We start from the raw sequence: 17,371 nt of genomic DNA, 5'->3' as shown, positions 1-17,371 counted from the left end.
TCTATTCCTGGCTGCCGCCCGAGCTCCGCGCCGCCTGCATGGCCTTCCTGGGCGAGCGGCTCGCGCCCGACGGGGCGGTCTTCCTCCACTACGCCGCCCTGCCCGGCAACGCCCAGATCGACGCCCTCTACGCCCTGATCCGCGAGGTGGCCGCGGGCCTGCCGGGCGACAGCGTCGAGCGCTTCCGCGCCGCCTGCGCGGTGATCGGGCGCCTGCGCAAGGCCCAGGCGCGGTTCTTCCGCGTGAACCCGCAGGCCGACGCCTGGTTCGGCCAGATCGAGAGCCAGGACCCGCGCGGCATGGCCCACGAGGTCCTGAACGCCCGCAGCCTCAGCCTCTCGGCCCGCGACGCCGTCGACGAGGCCGCGCCGCACGGCCTGGCCTACGTCGCCAACGCCCAGCTCGAGCTGAACGACCTGGCGCTCACCGCCCCCGACGCGCTCCGCGCCGACCTCCAGGGCCTCGCCCCCACCGCGCGCGAGATGCTGATGGACGCCGTGCGCAACACCCACAGCCGCATGGACGTGCTGATGCGCGATGGCGGGGCGCCCGCGGTCGAGCCGCCGCGGATGTGGGTCGATCGCCTCACCCGCGGGCCGCTGGCCGACGAGCGCCGCGACCTCTCCGGGCGCACCGGCGTCGACCTACGCGCGGCCCCGTACGGCGCGGTGCTGGAGCGCGTCGACGGCCAGGCCGCGCCGCTCGCCGACGTCCTCGCCGACCCCCGCCTCGGCGCCGACGCCGCCCAGGTCGTGCAGCGCCTCGCCGCCCTGAAGCTGGTCCACCTCCTGCCGCGGCCCTACGCGCAGGCCCCCGCCGGCCGGCCGCGGATCTCGTCCCGCCTCAACGCCCTGGTGCTGGACGAGGCGATCGACTCCGCCGGCCCCATGCCCTTCGCCTCGCCGGTGGCGGGCACCCAGGTGCTGCTGCCGCCGCAGGACCGCCTGGCGCTCCTCCACCTGGTCGGCGGCGACTTCGACGCCGCCTGGCGCCGCCTCGCCAAGGCCGGCCAGACCGCGAAGATGGACGGCCAGGCCATCACCAGCGCCGAGGGCCTCCGCACCGCCGCCGCCCGCCGCGCCCAGGCCATCGGCCCCGCCATGACCGTCCAACTCGGCCGCCTGGGCGTCCTCAGCGCCTGAGGCACAGCTTTCCCTCCATCTGAACGTCATGGCCGGGCTTGTCCCGGCCACCCATAGACACCGATTGGGCCAAGAAAGTCCGTGAGCTCGACGCCGCAGACAACCCGCAACGTCTGAGTTCATGGGTGGCCGGGACAGGCCCGGCCATGACGTCCTGGGAGTTGAGGGCCGAATGGAGGCGCTCCAACGCCCGGCGACCGCCGGTATGCACGCAGCCGCTTCGCCGCGCATAGACCTTGCGGCCCGGCAGGCCCGCCCCGCGCACTCCGAATAGAACCTTCCCCGCGCCCGGCTATCATGCGCCCCTCGCAAGGGGGTTCCTCGCATGACACGCGCTCTCCTCGGCCTGCTGGCGGCGCTGGCCGCCTTCGCCGGCGCCTCCGCGGCCACCGCCGCCGACGTGGTCGTCCACGCCGGGCGGCTGATCGACGGCACGGGCGGCCCCGTGCGCGAGCGCGTCTCGGTGGTGATCCGCGACGAGCGCATCGCGGCGGTCGAGCCCGGCTTCGTCACCCCCGCCGGCGCCCGCGTCGTCGACCTCTCGCGCGCCACCGTGCTGCCGGGCCTGATCGACAGCCACACCCACGTCACCTACCGCCGCGGCGGCTTCGCCGAGCGCCTGACCGGCAGCGACATGGAGGACGTGCTGAAGGCCACCGGCAATGTGCGCAAGCTCCTGATGGCCGGCTTCACCTCGATCCGGAACCTCGGCGCCGAGGGCGGCACGGACCTGGCGCTGAAGAAGGCCATCGCCCGCGGCGACGTCCCCGGCCCGCGCATGTGGATCTCGCTGGAGTACCTGGGCCCCACCGGCGGCCCGACCGATCCGCGCGCCGGCATCGACGAGAGCTGGCACAACGACGACTGGGGCCACAGCGTGGTCGATGGCCCCGAGGCCGCCATCCGCGAGGTGCGCGACCATAAGCGCCGCGGCGCCGACCTCATCAAGATCCTGCCCTCCGGCGCCGTCGGCGTGCCCGGCGACAGCACCAATCCGCAGGCCAAGCTGATGACCGACGACGAGATCCGCGCCGTCGTCGACACCGCCCACGGCCTGGGCATGAAGGTCGCCGCACACGCCCACAGCAAGGCCGCCATCGACGCGGCGCTGCGCCTCGGCGCCGACTCCATCGAGCACGGCGCCTACGGCGACGCCGAGAGCTTCCGGCTCTACAAGGCCCGCGGCGCCTTCCTCGTCCCGACCGTGCTGGTCCCGCAACTGGTGGCCGAGCGTGCCGACCAGCGCCCGTCGATCGGCGGCCCTTCGCCGGCCGAGAAGGCCCGCATCGTCGTCGACCAGCTCCGCGGCATGTTCCGCGAGGCCAACCGCGCGGGTGTGAAGATCGCCTTCGGAACCGACGTCACCGGCCTCGTCCCCTTCGACGGCAGCGCGCGCGAGTTCAAGGTGATGACCGACCTCGGCATGTCGCCCGCCGGCGCTATCCTGACGGCCACCCGCAACGCCGCCGAGCTGATCGGCTCGCCCGACATCGGCGCCGTCGCCCCCGGCCGCTACGCCGACCTCATCGCCGTCGCCGGCGACCCGCTCAAGGACATCACCGAACTGGAGCGCGTCGCCTTCGTCATGAAGGGCGGCGCCGTCGTCCGCGACGACCTGACCGCGCGCCCGGCGCCGCCCTGACCTTGATCGTGCGGCCGCTTCCGGCCTTCATCACCCCCGCGCGGCGCACCATCGCCGCGAGCATGGGAGAGCCTATTGTCCTGGGTCCATTTTGCGCTGGCGGCCGTCACCGGGATCGCCGGGCGCCTCGCGTTCTGGGCGTGACTGCGGCCAGCCGGTCAGCGCGTGAACACGCGTTCCCCGAACGGACCGACACACACGATCTGCGTCCCGCCGTGCGTGCAGATGGCGACCTTGCCGTTGAACTGGGCGTTGATGCAGCCCACCGTCCGCAGCATCAGCTTCGAGCCGTCCTTCGACAGCGTCTTCTCGGTGCAGGCCATGTCGAAATCCCAGATCAGGCTTTCGGTCCCCTGGGTCCACTCGGCCCTGGCGCCGGCGCCGGCGATCACCAGCGCCCCGTCGAAATCGCTGATCTGCATGACCCCGCGCGGCCCACGCCAGGTCCCCGTCCAGTCCGCCGCGGAAAGCGCCAGCGCCGGCGTGGCCGCCAGCGACGCACAGAGGGCGAGGACGCCCCAAGCGGCCCGCATCATGAACTCATCTCCCTCGGTCACCCGGCTCTGCGAGCCGGCCTAGCACCCTCCGGCGCGCCGCCGGAGTAGGCCGATCGGTCTACTCGCCGCGGCCGTGCGACCGGCGCTAGAGCTGGGCCTCTGCGCGTTGTGGAGAACACCGATGAAGACGACCGTCCTGGCCCTCGCCGCCGGTCTTGCCGTGGCGATGGGCGCCGGCCCCGCCGCGGCGCAATCCGGCCAGGGCACGCACTACTATTGCTACGCCTGGACCGACGGCTACGGCCGCGTCTACGTCACGGACAGCGTGCGCTACGCGGCGAACACCGACCTCAGCCAGGCCGTGCAGGCGTTCGTGAACACCGTGCGGGCCACCTATGGGGTCTCCACCATCCTCGCCAGCGGCTGCCGGCCGCCCAACGCCACCCCCGACCGCGACGGCGTCGAGAACGAGCGCAACGTCTTCATCCAGCAGGAGCGCGCCAACGGCAAAAACGTGGTGGTCACGCGGTGGTAGGTCGCACGCGCGCCTTGGCCGCCGCTCTCGCGCTCTGCGCCGCGGCCGTCGCCCCTCCCAAGTTCTGACTTCCCTCCCTTAATGGGGAGGGACAGACGGCGAAGCCGTCAGGGTGGGGAAGTGTGGGCCGGGACGCGGGCGCGTCGGGGTTGGTCAATCTCTCTTCGCCGAGTTCTGGATCAGGCCTCCCCACCCTGGCCGCTCCGCGGCCTGTCCCTCCCCATCAAGGGAGGGAACGCCTCTGCGACGTGTGCGCGCAGGCTCATCTGAACATTGATTAGAAATAATGATGCAACGCGGGTCTGCTCCGTTATGATCTGACGTAGCATCGTATTGCGAATGGACCCGGCCCGGAGCGAAGAGCCCGGCCGCGGCCCCTGGGAGGGATATCGGGATGACGCGCATCACCGCGCTCGCCGCCACGACGGCGGCTTCGGCTCTGCTCTTCGGCTGCTCCACGGATGGCCAGGCCCCGAACGCATTGTCGGCTGCGACGCCGACCGCCGCGGAGGTCGCCGCCGCGCCGGCCACGTCGGGCGTGATCGACAACTTCATGCTCGCCGACACCGACTACATGGGCCACGAGCTCTACCGCTCCGACGCCAAGGTGATCGTGCTGATCAGCCACGCCAACGGCTGCCCGATCGTGCGCAACCTGGCCCCGGCGATCCGCGCCCTGAAGGCCAGGTACGAGAGCCAGGGCGTCGAGTTCCTGATGGTGAACTCCGCCGTCCAGGACAGCATGGACGACATCGCCAGGGAGAAGGCCGAGTACGGCTTCGACGTGCCGATCCTGAAGGATTCGAACCAGCTCGTCGGCGAGCAGCTCGGCGTCACCCGCACGGGCGAGTTCTTCGTGGTCGATCCCAAGACCTGGAAGGTCGTCTACCGCGGCCCGCTGGACGACCGCCTCGACTACGGCTCGCAGAAGGCCGTGGCCGACCATCCCTGGGCGTCGGACGCCATCGAGGCCGCGCTGGCCGGCCGCCAGGCGATGGCCGCCACCAAGCAGAGCCCCGGCTGCCTGATCGACTTCCCCGAGCGGGGCAAGGTCGCGCAGATCTCCTACGCCAAGCAGGTCGCGCCGATCCTCGAGAAGAAGTGCGCCACTTGCCACACCGAGGGCGGCATCGGCCCGTTCGCGCTCTCCAGCTACGAGATGGCCAAGGGCTTCTCGCCGATGATCCGCGAGGTCATCCGCACCGACCGCATGCCGCCGTGGAACGTCGACGCCCACGTGGGCAAGTTCGCCGACGACAAGAGCCTGTCCCCGGCCGAGATCAAGACCCTGGTCCACTGGGTGGAGCAGGGCGCGCCGCGCGGCGACGGGCCCGACCCGCTGGCCGCCGCCGCCAAGAAGCGCGTGGTCCAGCAGTGGCCGCTGGGCAAGCCGGACCTCGTGCTCGAGATCCCGTCCTACACCATCCCCGCCTCGGGCGTGGTCGACTACCAGCGGCCGATCGCGGTCAACCCGCTGACCGAGGGCAAGTGGATTAAGGCCTCCACCTACGTGGTCGGCCAGCGCCAGGGCGTACACCACTTCCTGTCGGGCTACCTGAAGGACATCCCGAAGGACGGCCAGGGCAACGAGAGCCGCTGGGGCGCCTCCATGGGCGGCTACGCGGTCGGCGCCGAGTCGACCCTGTGGCCCAGGAACGTCGGCACCTACCTGCCCCCCGGCGGCGCGGTCGGCTTCCAGGCGCACTACACGCCCTTCGGCAAGGAGGCGACCGACAAGTCGCTGCTCGGCCTCTACTTCTACAAGGACGGCGAGAAGCCGGGCCTGATGATGCGCAACTCGGTGGTGGTCGACAACACCATCAGGATCCCGGCCGGCGAGGCGCGCCACAAGGAGACCGCCTACCTCGACGTGCCCAAGGAGATGCTGCTGTACTCGGCGTTCCCGCACGCCCACTACCGCGGCTACGCCAGCGACCTGTGGGTCCAGGCGCCCGACGGGACGAAGACGCGGATCCTCGCCATGCCGCGCTACGACTTCAACTGGCAGCGTGAATACACCTTCGCCGAGCCGCTGAAGATCGCCGCCGGCTCGAAGCTGATCGCCAACTACTGGTACGACAACTCGAAGAAGAACCCGGCGAACCCGGACGCGACCAAGACCGTCGTCTGGGGCGACCAGTCGTGGGAGGAGATGTTCTACACCGCCATCCGCTACCGCTGGACCGACGAGACCGCGACCAGGCAGGTCAACTACGACGAGCTGATGGACCAGACCCGCCTGCTGGGCATGTTCGACGACAACATGGACGGCAAGATCCAGCTCTCCGAGCTCAAGGGCGAGCTGGGCGACAAGCTGAAGCCGTTCTTCGCCCAGATGGACCGGAACAAGTCGGGCGCCATTGAGAACGACGAGCTGATGGCCGCGCTCAAGGTCATGGGCGGCCGCCGTCGCGAGCAGGCGCAGCAGCAGCCCGCGCCGGCCCCGGCTCCGGCCGCCAAGCCCGCGGCGGGCGGCGGGCGCTGACGTCCTGGCGTTCACGTCCCTCCCTGGTTAGACACGCTCGCCAGGGAGGGACCGATGCGCCTGCTGATCCACGAGAAGTCCTACCGCCGGAACCGGGCGGCGATCGACGCGCATGGCGCGGCGATCGAGCTGCTGCTGATCGACGACACCGGCGAGATCCGCCTGGGCGGCCAGGCCGTCTCGGTCGACGACGCGAAGCCCGAGGCCGCCTGGGCCAACACCGACACCTTCTTCTCCGGCGCCGGCCGGCCGTTCATGACCGCGGTGCTGAAGTCGCCCAACCTGACGTGGCTGCAGAGCGGCGCCGCCGGCTTCGACAACCCCGTCTTCGGCCAGATCGTCCAGAAGGGCGCGCGCCTGACCACCAGCCACGGCCAGGCCGTCGGCATGGCCGACTACGTGATGTGGGGCGTCCTCGACGTGCTGCAGGACGGGCCGGGCCGCCGCGCCGCGCAGGCCGCCCACGAATGGACGCGCCGGCCCTTCCGCGAGATCGCCGGCACGCGCTGGGTGATCTTCGGCTTCGGCGCCATCGGCCAGGGCGTCGCCGTGCGCGCCAGGGCCTTCGGCGCGAATGTCACCGGCGTTCGGCGCAACCCTGCGCCCGAGGCCTGCGCCGACCGCATGGCCACGCCGTCCGAACTGCCCGACCTGCTGCCCGACGCCGACGTGTGGGTCCTGGCCGCGCCCGCCACCGCCGAGACCCGCCACATCGCGGGCGCCGAGGCCTTCGCGCGCATGAAGCCCGGCTCGATCCTGGTGAATGTCGGGCGCGGCGCCCTGGTGGACGAACCCGCCCTGCTGGCCGCCCTGGACCGGGATGCGCCGGCCCATGCCGTCCTCGACGTCTTCGAGGCCGAGCCGCAGCCCGCCGACGGCCCGTTCTGGGACCACCCGAAGGTCACCCTCACCCCGCACTCGTCCGGCATGAGCGGCGGCAACGCGCCCCGCAACGACGCCACCTTCCTCGACAACCTCCGCCGCTTCCTCGCCGGCAAGCCCCTCGAAGGCGAAGCCAGGCCCGAAGACGTGCTGGCGAAGTAGCAGTCTCCGCGCTGGAGGCCGTTGGCGACTGCGGCGGATCGGCGAGAGACGGCAAGGCCCTCCTCCCCCGCGGGGCAGGACGATCGCATATGGATGCGGGCGGCCGAAAGGCCGTCGGTCGAACCGCAGAGATCGCAGAGATACGCAGAGGATTCCGGTGGACCCGCGACCCCCTCTGCGTGTCTCCGCGATCTCTGCGGTTCATGAATCGGGCGGACGAGCCGCCCACGATCCATATGCGATCGCCCTGCCCATCAAGGGCGGGGAAGCGATGAGGCACTAGAAGGCGATGCGGTAGCGGGCGCCGGTGACGTAGCTGTCCTGGCCGGCCCCGGTGTTCGGGTTCTGCGAGCCGGTCTCGACGCGGCCGAACAGCGCCACGTCGCCGTAGCCGCCGTTGACGGGCTTGAGGTACATGGCCTCGCCCGCGATGCGGCGCTTGCCCGAGATGTCGAGGCTCTGGGTCACGACGCCGATCTCGCCGGTCTGGCGGTCGACGACCTGGACGGTCTGCACGTCGAGGCGGCCCTTCTCCACGAACATCGGCTGCGACACCGAGAGCGTGAAGCGGTCGCCCCTGGCCAGCAGGTCGGCGGCCGCGAAGCCCACCTCGAACGACGAGGTCGTCAGGCCGCCCTTGCCGACCGCCAGCGACTGGCCGTCCGACGCATGGGTGCGGCCCATCGAGCCGGTGGCCATGAAGCTCAGCCTGTCGCTCGCCGTCCAGTTCACCGAGAGCGAGTAGCCGTCGGTGGTCGAGCCCTTGCGGAAGTCCTGCGGGTCGAACGACTGGATGCCGAGCAGGCCCTTGTCTTCGTTGAGCCGCGTCCACGAGCCGGTCAGCGTCAGGTCCGCGGTCGGCCTGTAGGCCAGGGCGAACCGCTGCGCGCTGGCGGCGTAGGTCGCAGCCCCGTTGCCCACGACGCCGAGGGCGGGCTCGAGGTTGCGCTGGCGCTCCTGCTCGCGGCTCAGCAGGCCGGCCTGGAACGAGAGCCGCGGCAGGACCTGGTGGTCCATGCCGGCATAGACCCCGCCCGAGGCCAGGCCCAGCAGCGGGTCGGCGCCGCCGCGGTCGATGTCGTACGAGCCGGCCGAGGCGAAGCCCGTGCTCTGGGCGAGCTGCGGAGCGCCGTCGCCGAAGCCGAAGACCAGGTGGGTCTTCTCGCCGGCGACCTGGAACCGCGACTGATAGGCCGGGCCCTCGTCGCGGTAGCCGTAGCGCGCCTGGCGCGGGGCGACCGACATGGTCAGGTCCATGCCCCACGGGTTGGCGATCGCATAGCTCTGGCTGGAGAAGCCGTTGGCGAAGGCGCCCTTGCCGCCGTTCTTCACCCAGGTGTCCATGCGGCTGAGCAGGTACGACTGGAACTGCTCCTGGCCGCCCATGTAGGTGGTCACGTTCTGGCCGATCAGCTTGCTGGTCAGCGGGATCGCGAAGTCGCGCTGGGTCAGGCCGATCGTTTCGAACGCGTAGAAGTAGGCGTCGGCGGTGGTCTTCCACGTGCCGTTCTGCACCTGCTTGTAGCGCGTGATCACGGCGCTGTTGGTCTGGGCGACCGCCTTGCCGTTCTGCACCGTGAACCACTTCAGGTTCGAGAGGCTGAGCGGCGACTGGCTGGCGGTGACGTCCAGCAGGCCCACGCCGTAGACCGGGTCGATGCCGGGAGCGCCGAGGTCCTTGGCCGAGTCCAGGATGATCTTCGCCGTCTCCGCCGGGAAGTTGGCGAGCCACGGCCAGCGGTCGTGCAGCAGCGCGATGGCGCCCGAGACCAGCGGCGCGGCGAACGAGGTCCCCGTCATGCGGGTCGTGCCGCCCTGGCCGTCGCTGACCAGGATCAGTTCGCCCGGCGCCACGATGAAGTGGTTCTTCAGCTTGTCGCCGAGGCAGAGGCCGACCAGCGTGAAGCACGCCTCGCCCGGACGGTTCGAGAAGTTCGAGATGTTCCCCTCGACGTCCACCGAACCCACGACGATCAGCGCCGGGTTCAGCGGCTGCGGCAGCCACGATATGTTGTCCTTCTGGGTCACGCCGTCATTGCCGGCGGCGACCACGAACAGCGTGTTCTTCAGGATCTGCGTGGTGTAGCCGAGATCGTTGAAGACGTTGCTCCAGCCCTTGTCGAAGGTGGAGCCGGGCACGCCCAGCGACATGTTCACGACGCTGGCGCCGTTGGCCTTCAGGGTCTTCACGCCGCGGGCGACGTCGTCCCAGTTGGCCGTCCCGGTCTCGTCGAACGGGTTGTAGGCGAGCACCTGGGCGTTGGGCGCGATGCCCATCACGCCCTTGCCGTCGTGGTGGCCGACGATCAGCGAGGCCACCGCCGCGCCGTGGCCGTTGCTGAACTCCGAGACGCCGCCCGACTTGACGATGTTGCCGGCGATCGACGCGTCGGTCGTGAAGCTCATGTCGAGGATGCCGATCCTGGTGTCGGCGCCCGAGCCCTGCGTCTTCGTCAGCGCGGGCGTCCAGTTGACGGTCTTCATCCAGTGATCGACGTGGTCGGTCCCGGCGTAGTCCATCAGCGCGTCGTAGTATTCCAGGAAGATGTAGGCCATCTCGTCCTGGTCCAGGTTGGAGAACGACGAGGCGTCGCTGCCCTCGATGCCGCGCGCGGCCAGGAACGGCTTCAGGAAGCCTTCCGTGAACGACTTGCCGGTCTTCGCCTGGATCGACGCGCCCCAGAACGCTTCGGAGTCGCTGAGGATCGTCGTGATCTTGCTGTCGATCAGCGTCCTGTCGGGGTTCGTCGAGATCGCGCTGGAGAAGGCGACCTGCCAGTCGCCGCCGGCCTTGGTCCAGAAGTCGCCGACCTTGGCGTACTCCGGCGCGCCGGCGCCGACCACCGGGTTCGACGTGGCCCAGAAGGTCGTCAGGTCGCCGTAGAAGGCGCCCGTGTCGCCCCAGAACGGGCGCAGGTTCCCCCAGAACGGCCGCAGATTGCCGTAGAACGGGCGGAGGTTCCCGTAGAAGGGCCGCAGGTTCCCGTAGAACGGGCGCAGGTTGCCGTAATACGGCTTCACCGGCCCCGCCGCGCTGCTGGTCGCTTGCGCCGCGGCCGGCGTCGCGCTCAGCGCCGCGGTGGCCAGCGCCGCCGCGGCGACGCTCATCAGCAAAGTGCTCCGAACCATACCCAACCCCCCGCGGCGCTTCTGTGCCGCAGCGCGGAAAATGGCTCGAAAGGCCTTACCGGAATGCTTACACGTAAGGTGTGCGCGCGTTAATTATAAGTTGTTTCAAGATGAAACACCGACATCGGTCGACAAATCGCGGCCAGGTTGGTCCTTGAGTTCCAATTTATACGACTTTAGGGAGAGATTTCTTCTAGATCAACTGGAGTTTTACTCTCCTATATCTTTATATCACGCGTCGTACCTTGCCCGCTCCGTGAGCAGCGTGACGTCCCGGGGCGGGGTTTGCCCTCGACGATGCATCTTCACGTTGCGTAGAGGCGCCCGGGGCGTCTCTGCTTGCCATTTTTCAAACGGCCGTTAGACCGCTGGGCATGGCGAACGATGCGACCCGGAAGACCGGTTCTTCGAAAGAAGCTCCCAAGGAGACCCCAAAGGAGACCCCCAAGGAGACCTACGACGACCGGCCGTTCCACTCCGAGGACCTGCCGCCGGAGGTGCGCGCGCCGCTGGAGCCCTATGCGGGCCGCGAACCGGAACAGCCCGCGTGGTTCAAGTGGGCGGTCGCGCAGGAGCCCGAGCGGACGTTCGTCGAGTCGAAGGGCGCGAAGATCGAGGCGCTGACCTGGGGCGAGCGGGGCCGGCAGGGGCTGCTGCTGGCGCACGGTAACTCGGCGCACGCCGAGTGGTGGAGCTTCATCGCGCCCTATCTCGCCAAGGACTACCGGGTGACCTCCATGTCGCTGGCCGGGATGGGCAACTCCGACTGGCGCGACACCTACCGCTTCGCGGACTTCGCGGCCGACGCCGAGGCCGTGGCCCAGGCGACCGGCCTGCACGACGGGCCGGCCAAGGCGATATACATCGGCCACTCCTTCGGCGGCGGGCAGGTGTTCTTCACCGCCGCGCGCTACCCCGAGCAGATGTCGGCGGCCGTCCTGGTCGACACCGGCTTCGGCGGCCCGCCGCCCGAGGTGCTGGAGGAACGCAGGAAGCGCGCCGAGCTGCTGGCCAACAACCCGAGCCCCGACCGGCCGACGCGCATCTATCCGACGGTCGCCGCCGCCCTGGCCCGCTTCCGGCTGATGCCGCCGCAGCCGGCCGAGAACCACTACATCCTCGACTACATCGCGCGCCGCTCGCTGAAGACCGTCCCGTTTCCGAATGGCGAAAAGGGGCCAGACGGCTCGGGCGAGGGCTGGACGTGGAAGTTCGATCCCAACATGTGGGAGAAGCTGGACCGCAGCGACGGGATCATGGCCGCCGACCGCGGCGCCTTCCCCGAGCTGAAGGTCCCGGTGGTCCACCTCTACGGCGACAAGAGCCGGATCATCGAGCGCCGCGCCTCGGGCGAGCCCGGTTTCCTGGACGGCCGCGTGCCCGAGATCGAGATCCCGGATTCGCACCACCACGTGATGATCGACCAGCCGCTGGCGCTGGTGGCGGCGCTTCGCACGCTGCTGGACCGTTGGCCGCATTGAACGAACCGGCCGGTTCGTGTAGGGCCGGTCTCCTGACCTCCCCATTCCTCGAAGAGTGAGAACCGATGGCCGGACACGGCTCCGACTACCAGCGCGGTCACATGGATATCGCCGAGCAATCCGCGACCTACGAACTGGTCATGGGCATGACCAAGTGGGGCTCGCTCGTGGTCGCCGCGGGCATCCTGTTCTTCACCCTGCTGTTCTGCACGCACACGGGCTTCCTGGGCTCGGCCATCACGGCCGCGGTCCTGCTGGCCCTGGGCGTCTTCTTCCTGCGCGCGAAGCCGGCGGAAGCCGGCGCGCACTGACGCGCGAAGCGTCCAGGCCGGTCTGACGGGCCTCCGCGCGAGCGGAGGCCTTGTCGTGTCCGGAGGGTCGCTGCCGCGCCTCGAAAAGCTCGGCGGGGCGCCAGGAAAGCTGGCCGGGGCGTGGCTGGACAAGCCTTGCCGGGCGCTCCTATGGTCCGCGCGCCTGCTGACGCTTTCGGGGGACGACGCGGACCAATGGCCGTCATCGCTGTGACCAAGGAACGCCGCGCCGGGGAGACCCGCGTGGCGGCCACGCCGGAGACGGTCAAGAAGCTGGTCGCGGCCGGGTTCGAGGTGGTCGTGGAGACCGGCGCCGGAGCGGGCGCCTCGATGGCCGACGCCGACTACGAAGCCGCGGGCGCCAGGATCGCCAAGACCGCCAAGGACGCCGCCGGCAAGGCCGACGTGCTGTTCAAGGTGCGCTCGCCCGAGGCCGACGAGATCGCGGCGCTGAAGTCGGGCGCGTTCGTCGCGGCCCTGCTGAACCCCTACAACGAGAAGCCGACGGTGCAGGCGCTGGCCAAGGCGGGCGTGTCGGCCTTCGCCATGGAGTTCATCCCGCGGATCACGCGGGCGCAGGTGATGGACGCGCTGTCCAGCCAGGCGAACCTCGCCGGCTACCGCGCGGTGATCGAGGCCGCCGAAGCGTACGGCCGGGCGCTGCCGATGATGATGACGCCCGCGGGCACCATCGCGCCGGCCAAGGTCTTCATCATGGGCGTGGGCGTGGCCGGGCTGCAGGCCATCGCGACGGCGCGCCGCCTGGGCGCGGTCGTCACCGCCACCGACGTCAGGCCCGCGACCAAGGAACAGGTGGAGAGCCTGGGCGCCAAGTTCGTCGCCGTCGAGGACGAGGAATTCAGGCAGGCCGAGACCTCCGGCGGCTACGCCAAGGAGATGAGCGCCGAATACCAGAAGAAGCAGGCCGAGCTGATCGGCGGCCACATCGCCAAGCAGGACATCGTCATCACCACGGCCCTGATCCCGGGCCGCCCGGCGCCGAAGCTGGTGACCGCCGACCAGGTGGCCTCGATGAAGTCGGGCTCGGTGCTGGTGGACCTGGCCGTCGAGCAGGGCGGCAACGTCGAGGGCGCCAGGCTGGGCGAGGTGGCGACCACCGCGAACGGCGTGAAGATCATGGGCGTGCCCAACCTGCCCGCCCGCATCTCGGCCGACTCGTCGTCGCTCTACGCCCGCAACCTCCTGGCCTTCGCGGGCCTGTTCCTCACCAAGGAGGGCGCCTTCGCCCCGGACCTCGAGGACGAGATCCTGAAGGCCGCTCTCGTCACCCACGGCGGCGCCGTGGTGAACCCGTCGCTCAACGCCTGAGGCTCCCATGGACGTCGATCCCACCGTCTTCCGCCTGGCCATCTTCGTGCTGGCGATCTTCGTCGGCTACTACGTGGTCTGGAGCGTGACGCCGGCGCTGCACACGCCGCTGATGGCCGTGACCAACGCCATCTCCTCGGTGATCATCGTGGGCGCCCTCCTGGCCGCCGCGGCCAGCGGCGCGGGCGGCGAACTGACCTCCAACGTCCTGATCTCCAAGGGCGCCGGCGCGGTCGCCGCGGGCTTCGCGGCGGTCAACATCTTCGGCGGCTTCCTCGTCACACAGAGGATGCTGGCCATGTACAAGAAGAAGCAGAAGTAGCCAGGACGGGCGGGGGACTACCACATGGACGCGAACGTCGCGGCGATCCTCTACCTCGTCTCCGGGGTGCTGTTCATCCTGGCGCTGCGCGGGCTGTCGAGCCCCGAGACCAGCCAGGCGGGCAACCGCAACGGCATGATCGGCATGGCCATCGCCGTCGGCACGGCGCTGGTGACGCTCTACACGCAAGGCGCGCTCGACGCGCTGACCGCGGGCCTGATCCTGGGCGGCGTGGCGATCGGCGGCGGCATCGGCGCGCTGATCGCGCGGCGCGTGGCGATGACCTCGATGCCGCAGCTCGTGGCGGCGTTCCACAGCCTGGTCGGCATGGCCGCCTGCCTGGTGGCGGTGGCCGCGATCCACACGCCGGAGGCCTACGGCATCGGCAGCACCGGCGCGATCCACGTGAACTCGCTGATCGAGCTCAGCCTGGGCCTGGCCATCGGCGCCATCACCTTCACCGGCTCGGTGATCGCCTTCGCCAAGCTAAACGGCAACATGAGCGGCGCCCCGATCCTGCTGCCCGCGCGCCACCTCCTCAACATCGCCATCGGCCTCGGCATCGTGGCGCTGATCGTCGTGCTGGTGATGAGCGGCGGCTCGGCGCTCTGGGCCTTCTGGGGCATCTTCGCGCTCGCGCTGCTGATCGGCGTGACGCTGATCATCCCCATCGGCGGCGCCGACATGCCGGTCGTGGTCTCGATGCTGAACAGCTACTCGGGCTGGGCGGCGGCGGCGCTGGGCTTCACGCTGGAGAACGTGACCCTGATCATCACGGGCGCCCTGGTCGGCTCCTCGGGGGCGATCCTCAGCTATATCATGTGCAAGGGCATGAACCGCAGCTTCGTCTCGGTGATCCTGGGCGGCTTCGGCGCCGAGGACGGCGCGGCGGCCGGCGGCGGCAAGGTCGAGACGCGGCCGGTGAAGCAGGGCTCCGCCGACGACGCGGCCTTCATCATGAAGAACGCGTCCAAGGTCATCATCGTCCCCGGCTACGGCATGGCGGTGGCCCAGGCCCAGCACGCGCTGCGCGAGATGGCCGACAAGCTCAAGGAAGAGGGCGTGGAGGTGAAGTACGCCATCCACCCCGTGGCCGGCCGGATGCCCGGGCACATGAACGTGCTGCTGGCCGAAGCCAACGTGCCCTATGACGAGGTGTTCGAGCTGGAGGACATCAACTCCGAGTTCCCCACCGCCGACGTCGCCTTCGTGATCGGCGCCAACGACGTCACCAACCCGGCCGCCAAGACCGATCCCACGAGCGCCATCTACGGCATGCCGATCCTCGACGTGGAGAAGGCCCGCACCGTCCTCTTCGTGAAGCGCGGCATGGCCGCAGGCTACGCCGGCGTCGAGAACGAGCTCTTCTTCCGCGACAACACCATGATGCTGTTCGCCGACGCCAAGAAGATGGTCGAAGGGATCGTCAAAGGACTCTGAGTGAGCGTTCCGGCGCGCACCTACATCCGCTTCGTCTGCTTCTTGCTGGTCCAGGGCCAGCGGAACAGGCTGGGGCTCTTCCAGGCTCTGAACGAGGCGCGCGACAGCGACCATGCACCGGATTGGGCGCTTAAGGAGATCGGCGAGCTCCGCGGCTGGTTCGACGACAACCTCGAAAGGCCAGAGACCTTCGGGCGTGGGCAGTCAGGCCTGTCTTGGTTCAAGCCCGCAGCCGCCGAGCATATCGCCAACATGCACAGGCTGAAGCTCGCCCTGGAGGCTTGCGGCGTGCATGTGGAGGTGCTGACGACGCGCGATCCCGGGGCCGTGGTCTGGCAGGACAAGCACCAGGTCGTCGCCCAAGCGGGCGCGCGACGCTTCTAGAGGCTGTTAGGACTCAGCGGTGCTCGATGGCAAGCGCAACGCCCTGGACAATCCGTTGAAATAAAAACCTTTCGTCATGGCCGGCCTTGTGCCGGCCACCCATGGACACCGCGTTGCGGGGCGTGCTGCGGCCGCGTCGGCCTCCATTCCGCTCGGTCAGTGTTCATGGGTCGCCGGCACAAGGCCGGCGATGACGATCTTTGAGGGCTCCCGCGGCCTCTGACAGTCAGGAAGTTCCCAACAGGCTCCAGGTCAGCCCACCGGGTCCGGCGGCAGGAGCGCGTGGCCGACGCCGGTGTTGATCGGCGGGTCCCAGTCCATGTCGCCCGCGGGCTGCGGGGGCATGGAACCGCCCCGGTGGCCGACCAGGATGTAGCCGTCGGCGACGCCGTCGCCATCGACGTCGATCTCCACCCGGACGGGCGGGTTCGGCCCGATCAGCGTCGGACCGACAGGCAGGGTGGTCGTGCCGAAGTCGAAGCTGTCGCCGTCGGTAGGCGCGGGCGTGGGCAGGCCACCGCCGTCACGGTCGCCGCCGCCCGTGGCCGGGGGCGAGGTCCGGTCGCCCGGAGCCGTGCCGGGGCCCCAGTTCACGTGTACGGCGCGGCCGGCGGCGGTGAAGATCCGGTCGCCCTCGTCCTGCGAGAAGTCGCGGATGTAGCCGAGCAGCACGTTCGGGCCGCCGCCGCGCGTCGGCGCCATGACCACGAAGGTGTCGGCGCCCGAGCCGCCCTCGACCTGGGCGCCGTCGGTGAACTCGATGCGGTCGTCGCCGGCGCCGCCCAGCAGGATGTCGTGGCCGCCGCCGCCCTTGATGGTGTCATTGCCGTCGCCGCCCTCGATGCGCTCGGCGCGCGCGGTGCCGACCAGGAGGTCGTCGCGCTCGGTCCCCCGGATGACGACCGGCGCCTCGGCCTGCGCCGGGGCGGCCGCAGGAACCTGGGGTTCGGCGTTGGCCTGGGCCGGCGCGGTCTCGACGGCCGCCGGCGGCGGGGCCGGCGCCTCGAAGGATTCGGCCCTGGCGGCCGGCGTCTCGGCCGGCGCGTTCTCCATCACCGTGACGGCGGTCGCGAGCGCCACCTTGGACACCACGCCCTGGGCGGCGATCTCGCGCTCCTGCGCCGGGGCCTCGTGGTCCGCGACCGGCGGCAGGGGCTGCTCCTCGGCGGGCGCGGACGGCGCCTTGGGCAGTTCGGCCGCCTGGGCCTCGTCGAACGCGCCGCCCGTCTCGTAGAAGAAGGCCGTGGCGATCACGAGGGCGAGGAAGGTCTGACCCTCGCGGGCGGTGAAGGGCAGGATGGTCGCCGATTTCGGCGCCACGGCGTCCTCGGTCACGTCCAGCCGCTGGCGCAGCGCCGCGTGCAGGTCGTAGCTCTCGTCGACGGTGTCATCCACGGCCGAGTGGACGACGAACTTGCCGTCGATGCGGGCCACGTGGATCAGGACGTCGCCGTTCCCGTCGGTGACGACGCACCAGGGGTCGCCTTCGTCCGTGGCGCCGAAGATCACGTCCACGTCGATCCCCTGCGCCGAGAGCTGGTCGGCGAGCGCCTCCAGGCGCGCACGCTCCGACGGCGACCAGTCGCCGCTGTCGCGCACTCGCGAGATGAAGGGAACGACCTGGCCCATG

Annotated in this window: 14 protein-coding genes; 11 read left to right on the top strand and 3 right to left on the bottom strand. The window is 70.2% G+C overall.

Going from position 1 to position 17,371, the window contains the following annotated elements:
• Positions 1–1,142 (top strand): methyltransferase regulatory domain-containing protein (locus tag KF737_RS14020; protein WP_296455808.1); only part of this gene is annotated, 1,142 nt, incomplete at its 5' end.
• Positions 1,143–1,467: 325 nt separating this feature from the next.
• Complete coding sequence (locus KF737_RS14015) at positions 1,468–2,784, top strand: amidohydrolase family protein (protein WP_296455805.1); 1,317 nt, start codon at positions 1,468–1,470, stop codon at positions 2,782–2,784.
• 158 nt (positions 2,785–2,942) lie between these two features.
• Here KF737_RS14015 and KF737_RS14010 read toward each other — a convergent pair whose 3' ends face one another.
• Positions 2,943–3,320 carry a hypothetical protein gene (locus KF737_RS14010; RefSeq protein WP_296455802.1) on the bottom strand — a complete coding sequence of 126 codons (378 nt, stop codon included), beginning with the start codon at positions 3,318–3,320 and terminating at the stop codon, positions 2,943–2,945.
• A 142-nt stretch (positions 3,321–3,462) separates the two neighbouring features.
• Here KF737_RS14010 and KF737_RS14005 point away from each other — a divergent pair, with 142 nt between their 5' ends.
• The 3 genes from KF737_RS14005 to KF737_RS13995 all read left to right on the top strand — a co-directional run bounded on the left by KF737_RS14005 (position 3,463) and on the right by KF737_RS13995 (position 7,345).
• The gene (locus tag KF737_RS14005) at positions 3,463–3,816 is read left to right on the top strand and encodes a hypothetical protein (RefSeq protein ID WP_296455799.1); all 354 of its coding nucleotides are present in this window, start codon (positions 3,463–3,465) and stop codon (positions 3,814–3,816) included.
• Positions 3,817–4,210: 394 nt separating this feature from the next.
• Positions 4,211–6,301: a redoxin domain-containing protein gene (locus KF737_RS14000; RefSeq protein WP_296455795.1), complete on the top strand. Its 2,091-nt coding sequence runs from the start codon at positions 4,211–4,213 to the stop codon at positions 6,299–6,301.
• 54 nt (positions 6,302–6,355) lie between these two features.
• Positions 6,356–7,345 (top strand): D-2-hydroxyacid dehydrogenase, encoded by a 990-nt coding sequence (locus KF737_RS13995; RefSeq protein ID WP_296455792.1) that lies wholly within the window; start codon positions 6,356–6,358, stop codon positions 7,343–7,345.
• A gap of 279 nt (positions 7,346–7,624) precedes the next feature.
• Here the strand turns inward: KF737_RS13995 and KF737_RS13990 are convergent, their stop codons facing one another.
• A complete protein-coding gene (locus KF737_RS13990) occupies positions 7,625–10,453 on the bottom strand; it encodes a S8 family peptidase (RefSeq protein ID WP_296455790.1) in 2,829 nt (942 codons plus the stop codon).
• Between the two features lie 395 nt (positions 10,454–10,848).
• Between KF737_RS13990 and KF737_RS13985 the strand changes: the two genes are divergently transcribed.
• The 6 genes from KF737_RS13985 to KF737_RS13960 all read left to right on the top strand — a co-directional run bounded on the left by KF737_RS13985 (position 10,849) and on the right by KF737_RS13960 (position 15,741).
• A complete protein-coding gene (locus tag KF737_RS13985) occupies positions 10,849–11,955 on the top strand; it encodes an alpha/beta hydrolase (RefSeq protein WP_296455787.1) in 1,107 nt (368 codons plus the stop codon).
• Positions 11,956–12,020: 65 nt separating this feature from the next.
• Complete coding sequence (locus KF737_RS13980) at positions 12,021–12,266, top strand: aa3-type cytochrome c oxidase subunit IV (RefSeq protein ID WP_296455784.1); 246 nt, start codon at positions 12,021–12,023, stop codon at positions 12,264–12,266.
• A gap of 150 nt (positions 12,267–12,416) precedes the next feature.
• Positions 12,417–13,595 carry a Re/Si-specific NAD(P)(+) transhydrogenase subunit alpha gene (locus KF737_RS13975; protein ID WP_296455813.1) on the top strand — a complete coding sequence of 393 codons (1,179 nt, stop codon included), beginning with the start codon at positions 12,417–12,419 and terminating at the stop codon, positions 13,593–13,595.
• Positions 13,596–13,602: 7 nt separating this feature from the next.
• Entirely contained in the window at positions 13,603–13,917 is a 315-nt protein-coding gene (locus KF737_RS13970; RefSeq protein ID WP_296455780.1) for a proton-translocating transhydrogenase family protein, read from the top strand.
• A gap of 24 nt (positions 13,918–13,941) precedes the next feature.
• Entirely contained in the window at positions 13,942–15,357 is a 1,416-nt protein-coding gene (locus tag KF737_RS13965) for an NAD(P)(+) transhydrogenase (Re/Si-specific) subunit beta (RefSeq protein WP_296455779.1), read from the top strand.
• Complete coding sequence (locus KF737_RS13960; protein WP_296455776.1) at positions 15,358–15,741, top strand: hypothetical protein; 384 nt, start codon at positions 15,358–15,360, stop codon at positions 15,739–15,741.
• A gap of 252 nt (positions 15,742–15,993) precedes the next feature.
• Here the strand turns inward: KF737_RS13960 and KF737_RS13955 are convergent, their stop codons facing one another.
• Positions 15,994–17,370, bottom strand: coding sequence for a hypothetical protein (locus tag KF737_RS13955; RefSeq protein ID WP_296455774.1), 1,377 nt, complete (start codon positions 17,368–17,370; stop codon positions 15,994–15,996).
• Between the last annotated feature and the right edge of the window lies 1 nt (position 17,371).

The organism is Phenylobacterium sp. (genome assembly GCF_019636135.1).
Taxonomy (GTDB): Bacteria; Pseudomonadota; Alphaproteobacteria; order Caulobacterales; family Caulobacteraceae; genus Phenylobacterium.
The sequence above is the reverse complement of the archived record's forward strand: the minus strand, read 5'-3'. Positions and strand labels throughout refer to the sequence as shown.

Excerpts from the sequence above, each read along its gene's own strand:
- KF737_RS14015 (WP_296455805.1), top strand. The coding sequence starts at position 1,468 with ATGACACGCGCTCTCCTCGGCCTGCTGGCGGCGCTGGCCGCCTTCGCC.
- KF737_RS14010 (WP_296455802.1), bottom strand. The coding sequence starts at position 3,320 with ATGATGCGGGCCGCTTGGGGCGTCCTCGCCCTCTGTGCGTCGCTGGCG.
- KF737_RS14005 (WP_296455799.1), top strand. The coding sequence starts at position 3,463 with ATGAAGACGACCGTCCTGGCCCTCGCCGCCGGTCTTGCCGTGGCGATG.
- KF737_RS14000 (WP_296455795.1), top strand. The coding sequence starts at position 4,211 with ATGACGCGCATCACCGCGCTCGCCGCCACGACGGCGGCTTCGGCTCTG.
- KF737_RS13995 (WP_296455792.1), top strand. The coding sequence starts at position 6,356 with ATGCGCCTGCTGATCCACGAGAAGTCCTACCGCCGGAACCGGGCGGCG.
- KF737_RS13990 (WP_296455790.1), bottom strand. The coding sequence starts at position 10,453 with ATGAGCGTCGCCGCGGCGGCGCTGGCCACCGCGGCGCTGAGCGCGACG.
- KF737_RS13985 (WP_296455787.1), top strand. The coding sequence starts at position 10,849 with ATGGCGAACGATGCGACCCGGAAGACCGGTTCTTCGAAAGAAGCTCCC.
- KF737_RS13980 (WP_296455784.1), top strand. The coding sequence starts at position 12,021 with ATGGCCGGACACGGCTCCGACTACCAGCGCGGTCACATGGATATCGCC.
- KF737_RS13975 (WP_296455813.1), top strand. The coding sequence starts at position 12,417 with ATGGTCCGCGCGCCTGCTGACGCTTTCGGGGGACGACGCGGACCAATG.
- KF737_RS13970 (WP_296455780.1), top strand. The coding sequence starts at position 13,603 with ATGGACGTCGATCCCACCGTCTTCCGCCTGGCCATCTTCGTGCTGGCG.
- KF737_RS13965 (WP_296455779.1), top strand. The coding sequence starts at position 13,942 with ATGGACGCGAACGTCGCGGCGATCCTCTACCTCGTCTCCGGGGTGCTG.
- KF737_RS13955 (WP_296455774.1), bottom strand. The coding sequence starts at position 17,370 with ATGGGCCAGGTCGTTCCCTTCATCTCGCGAGTGCGCGACAGCGGCGAC.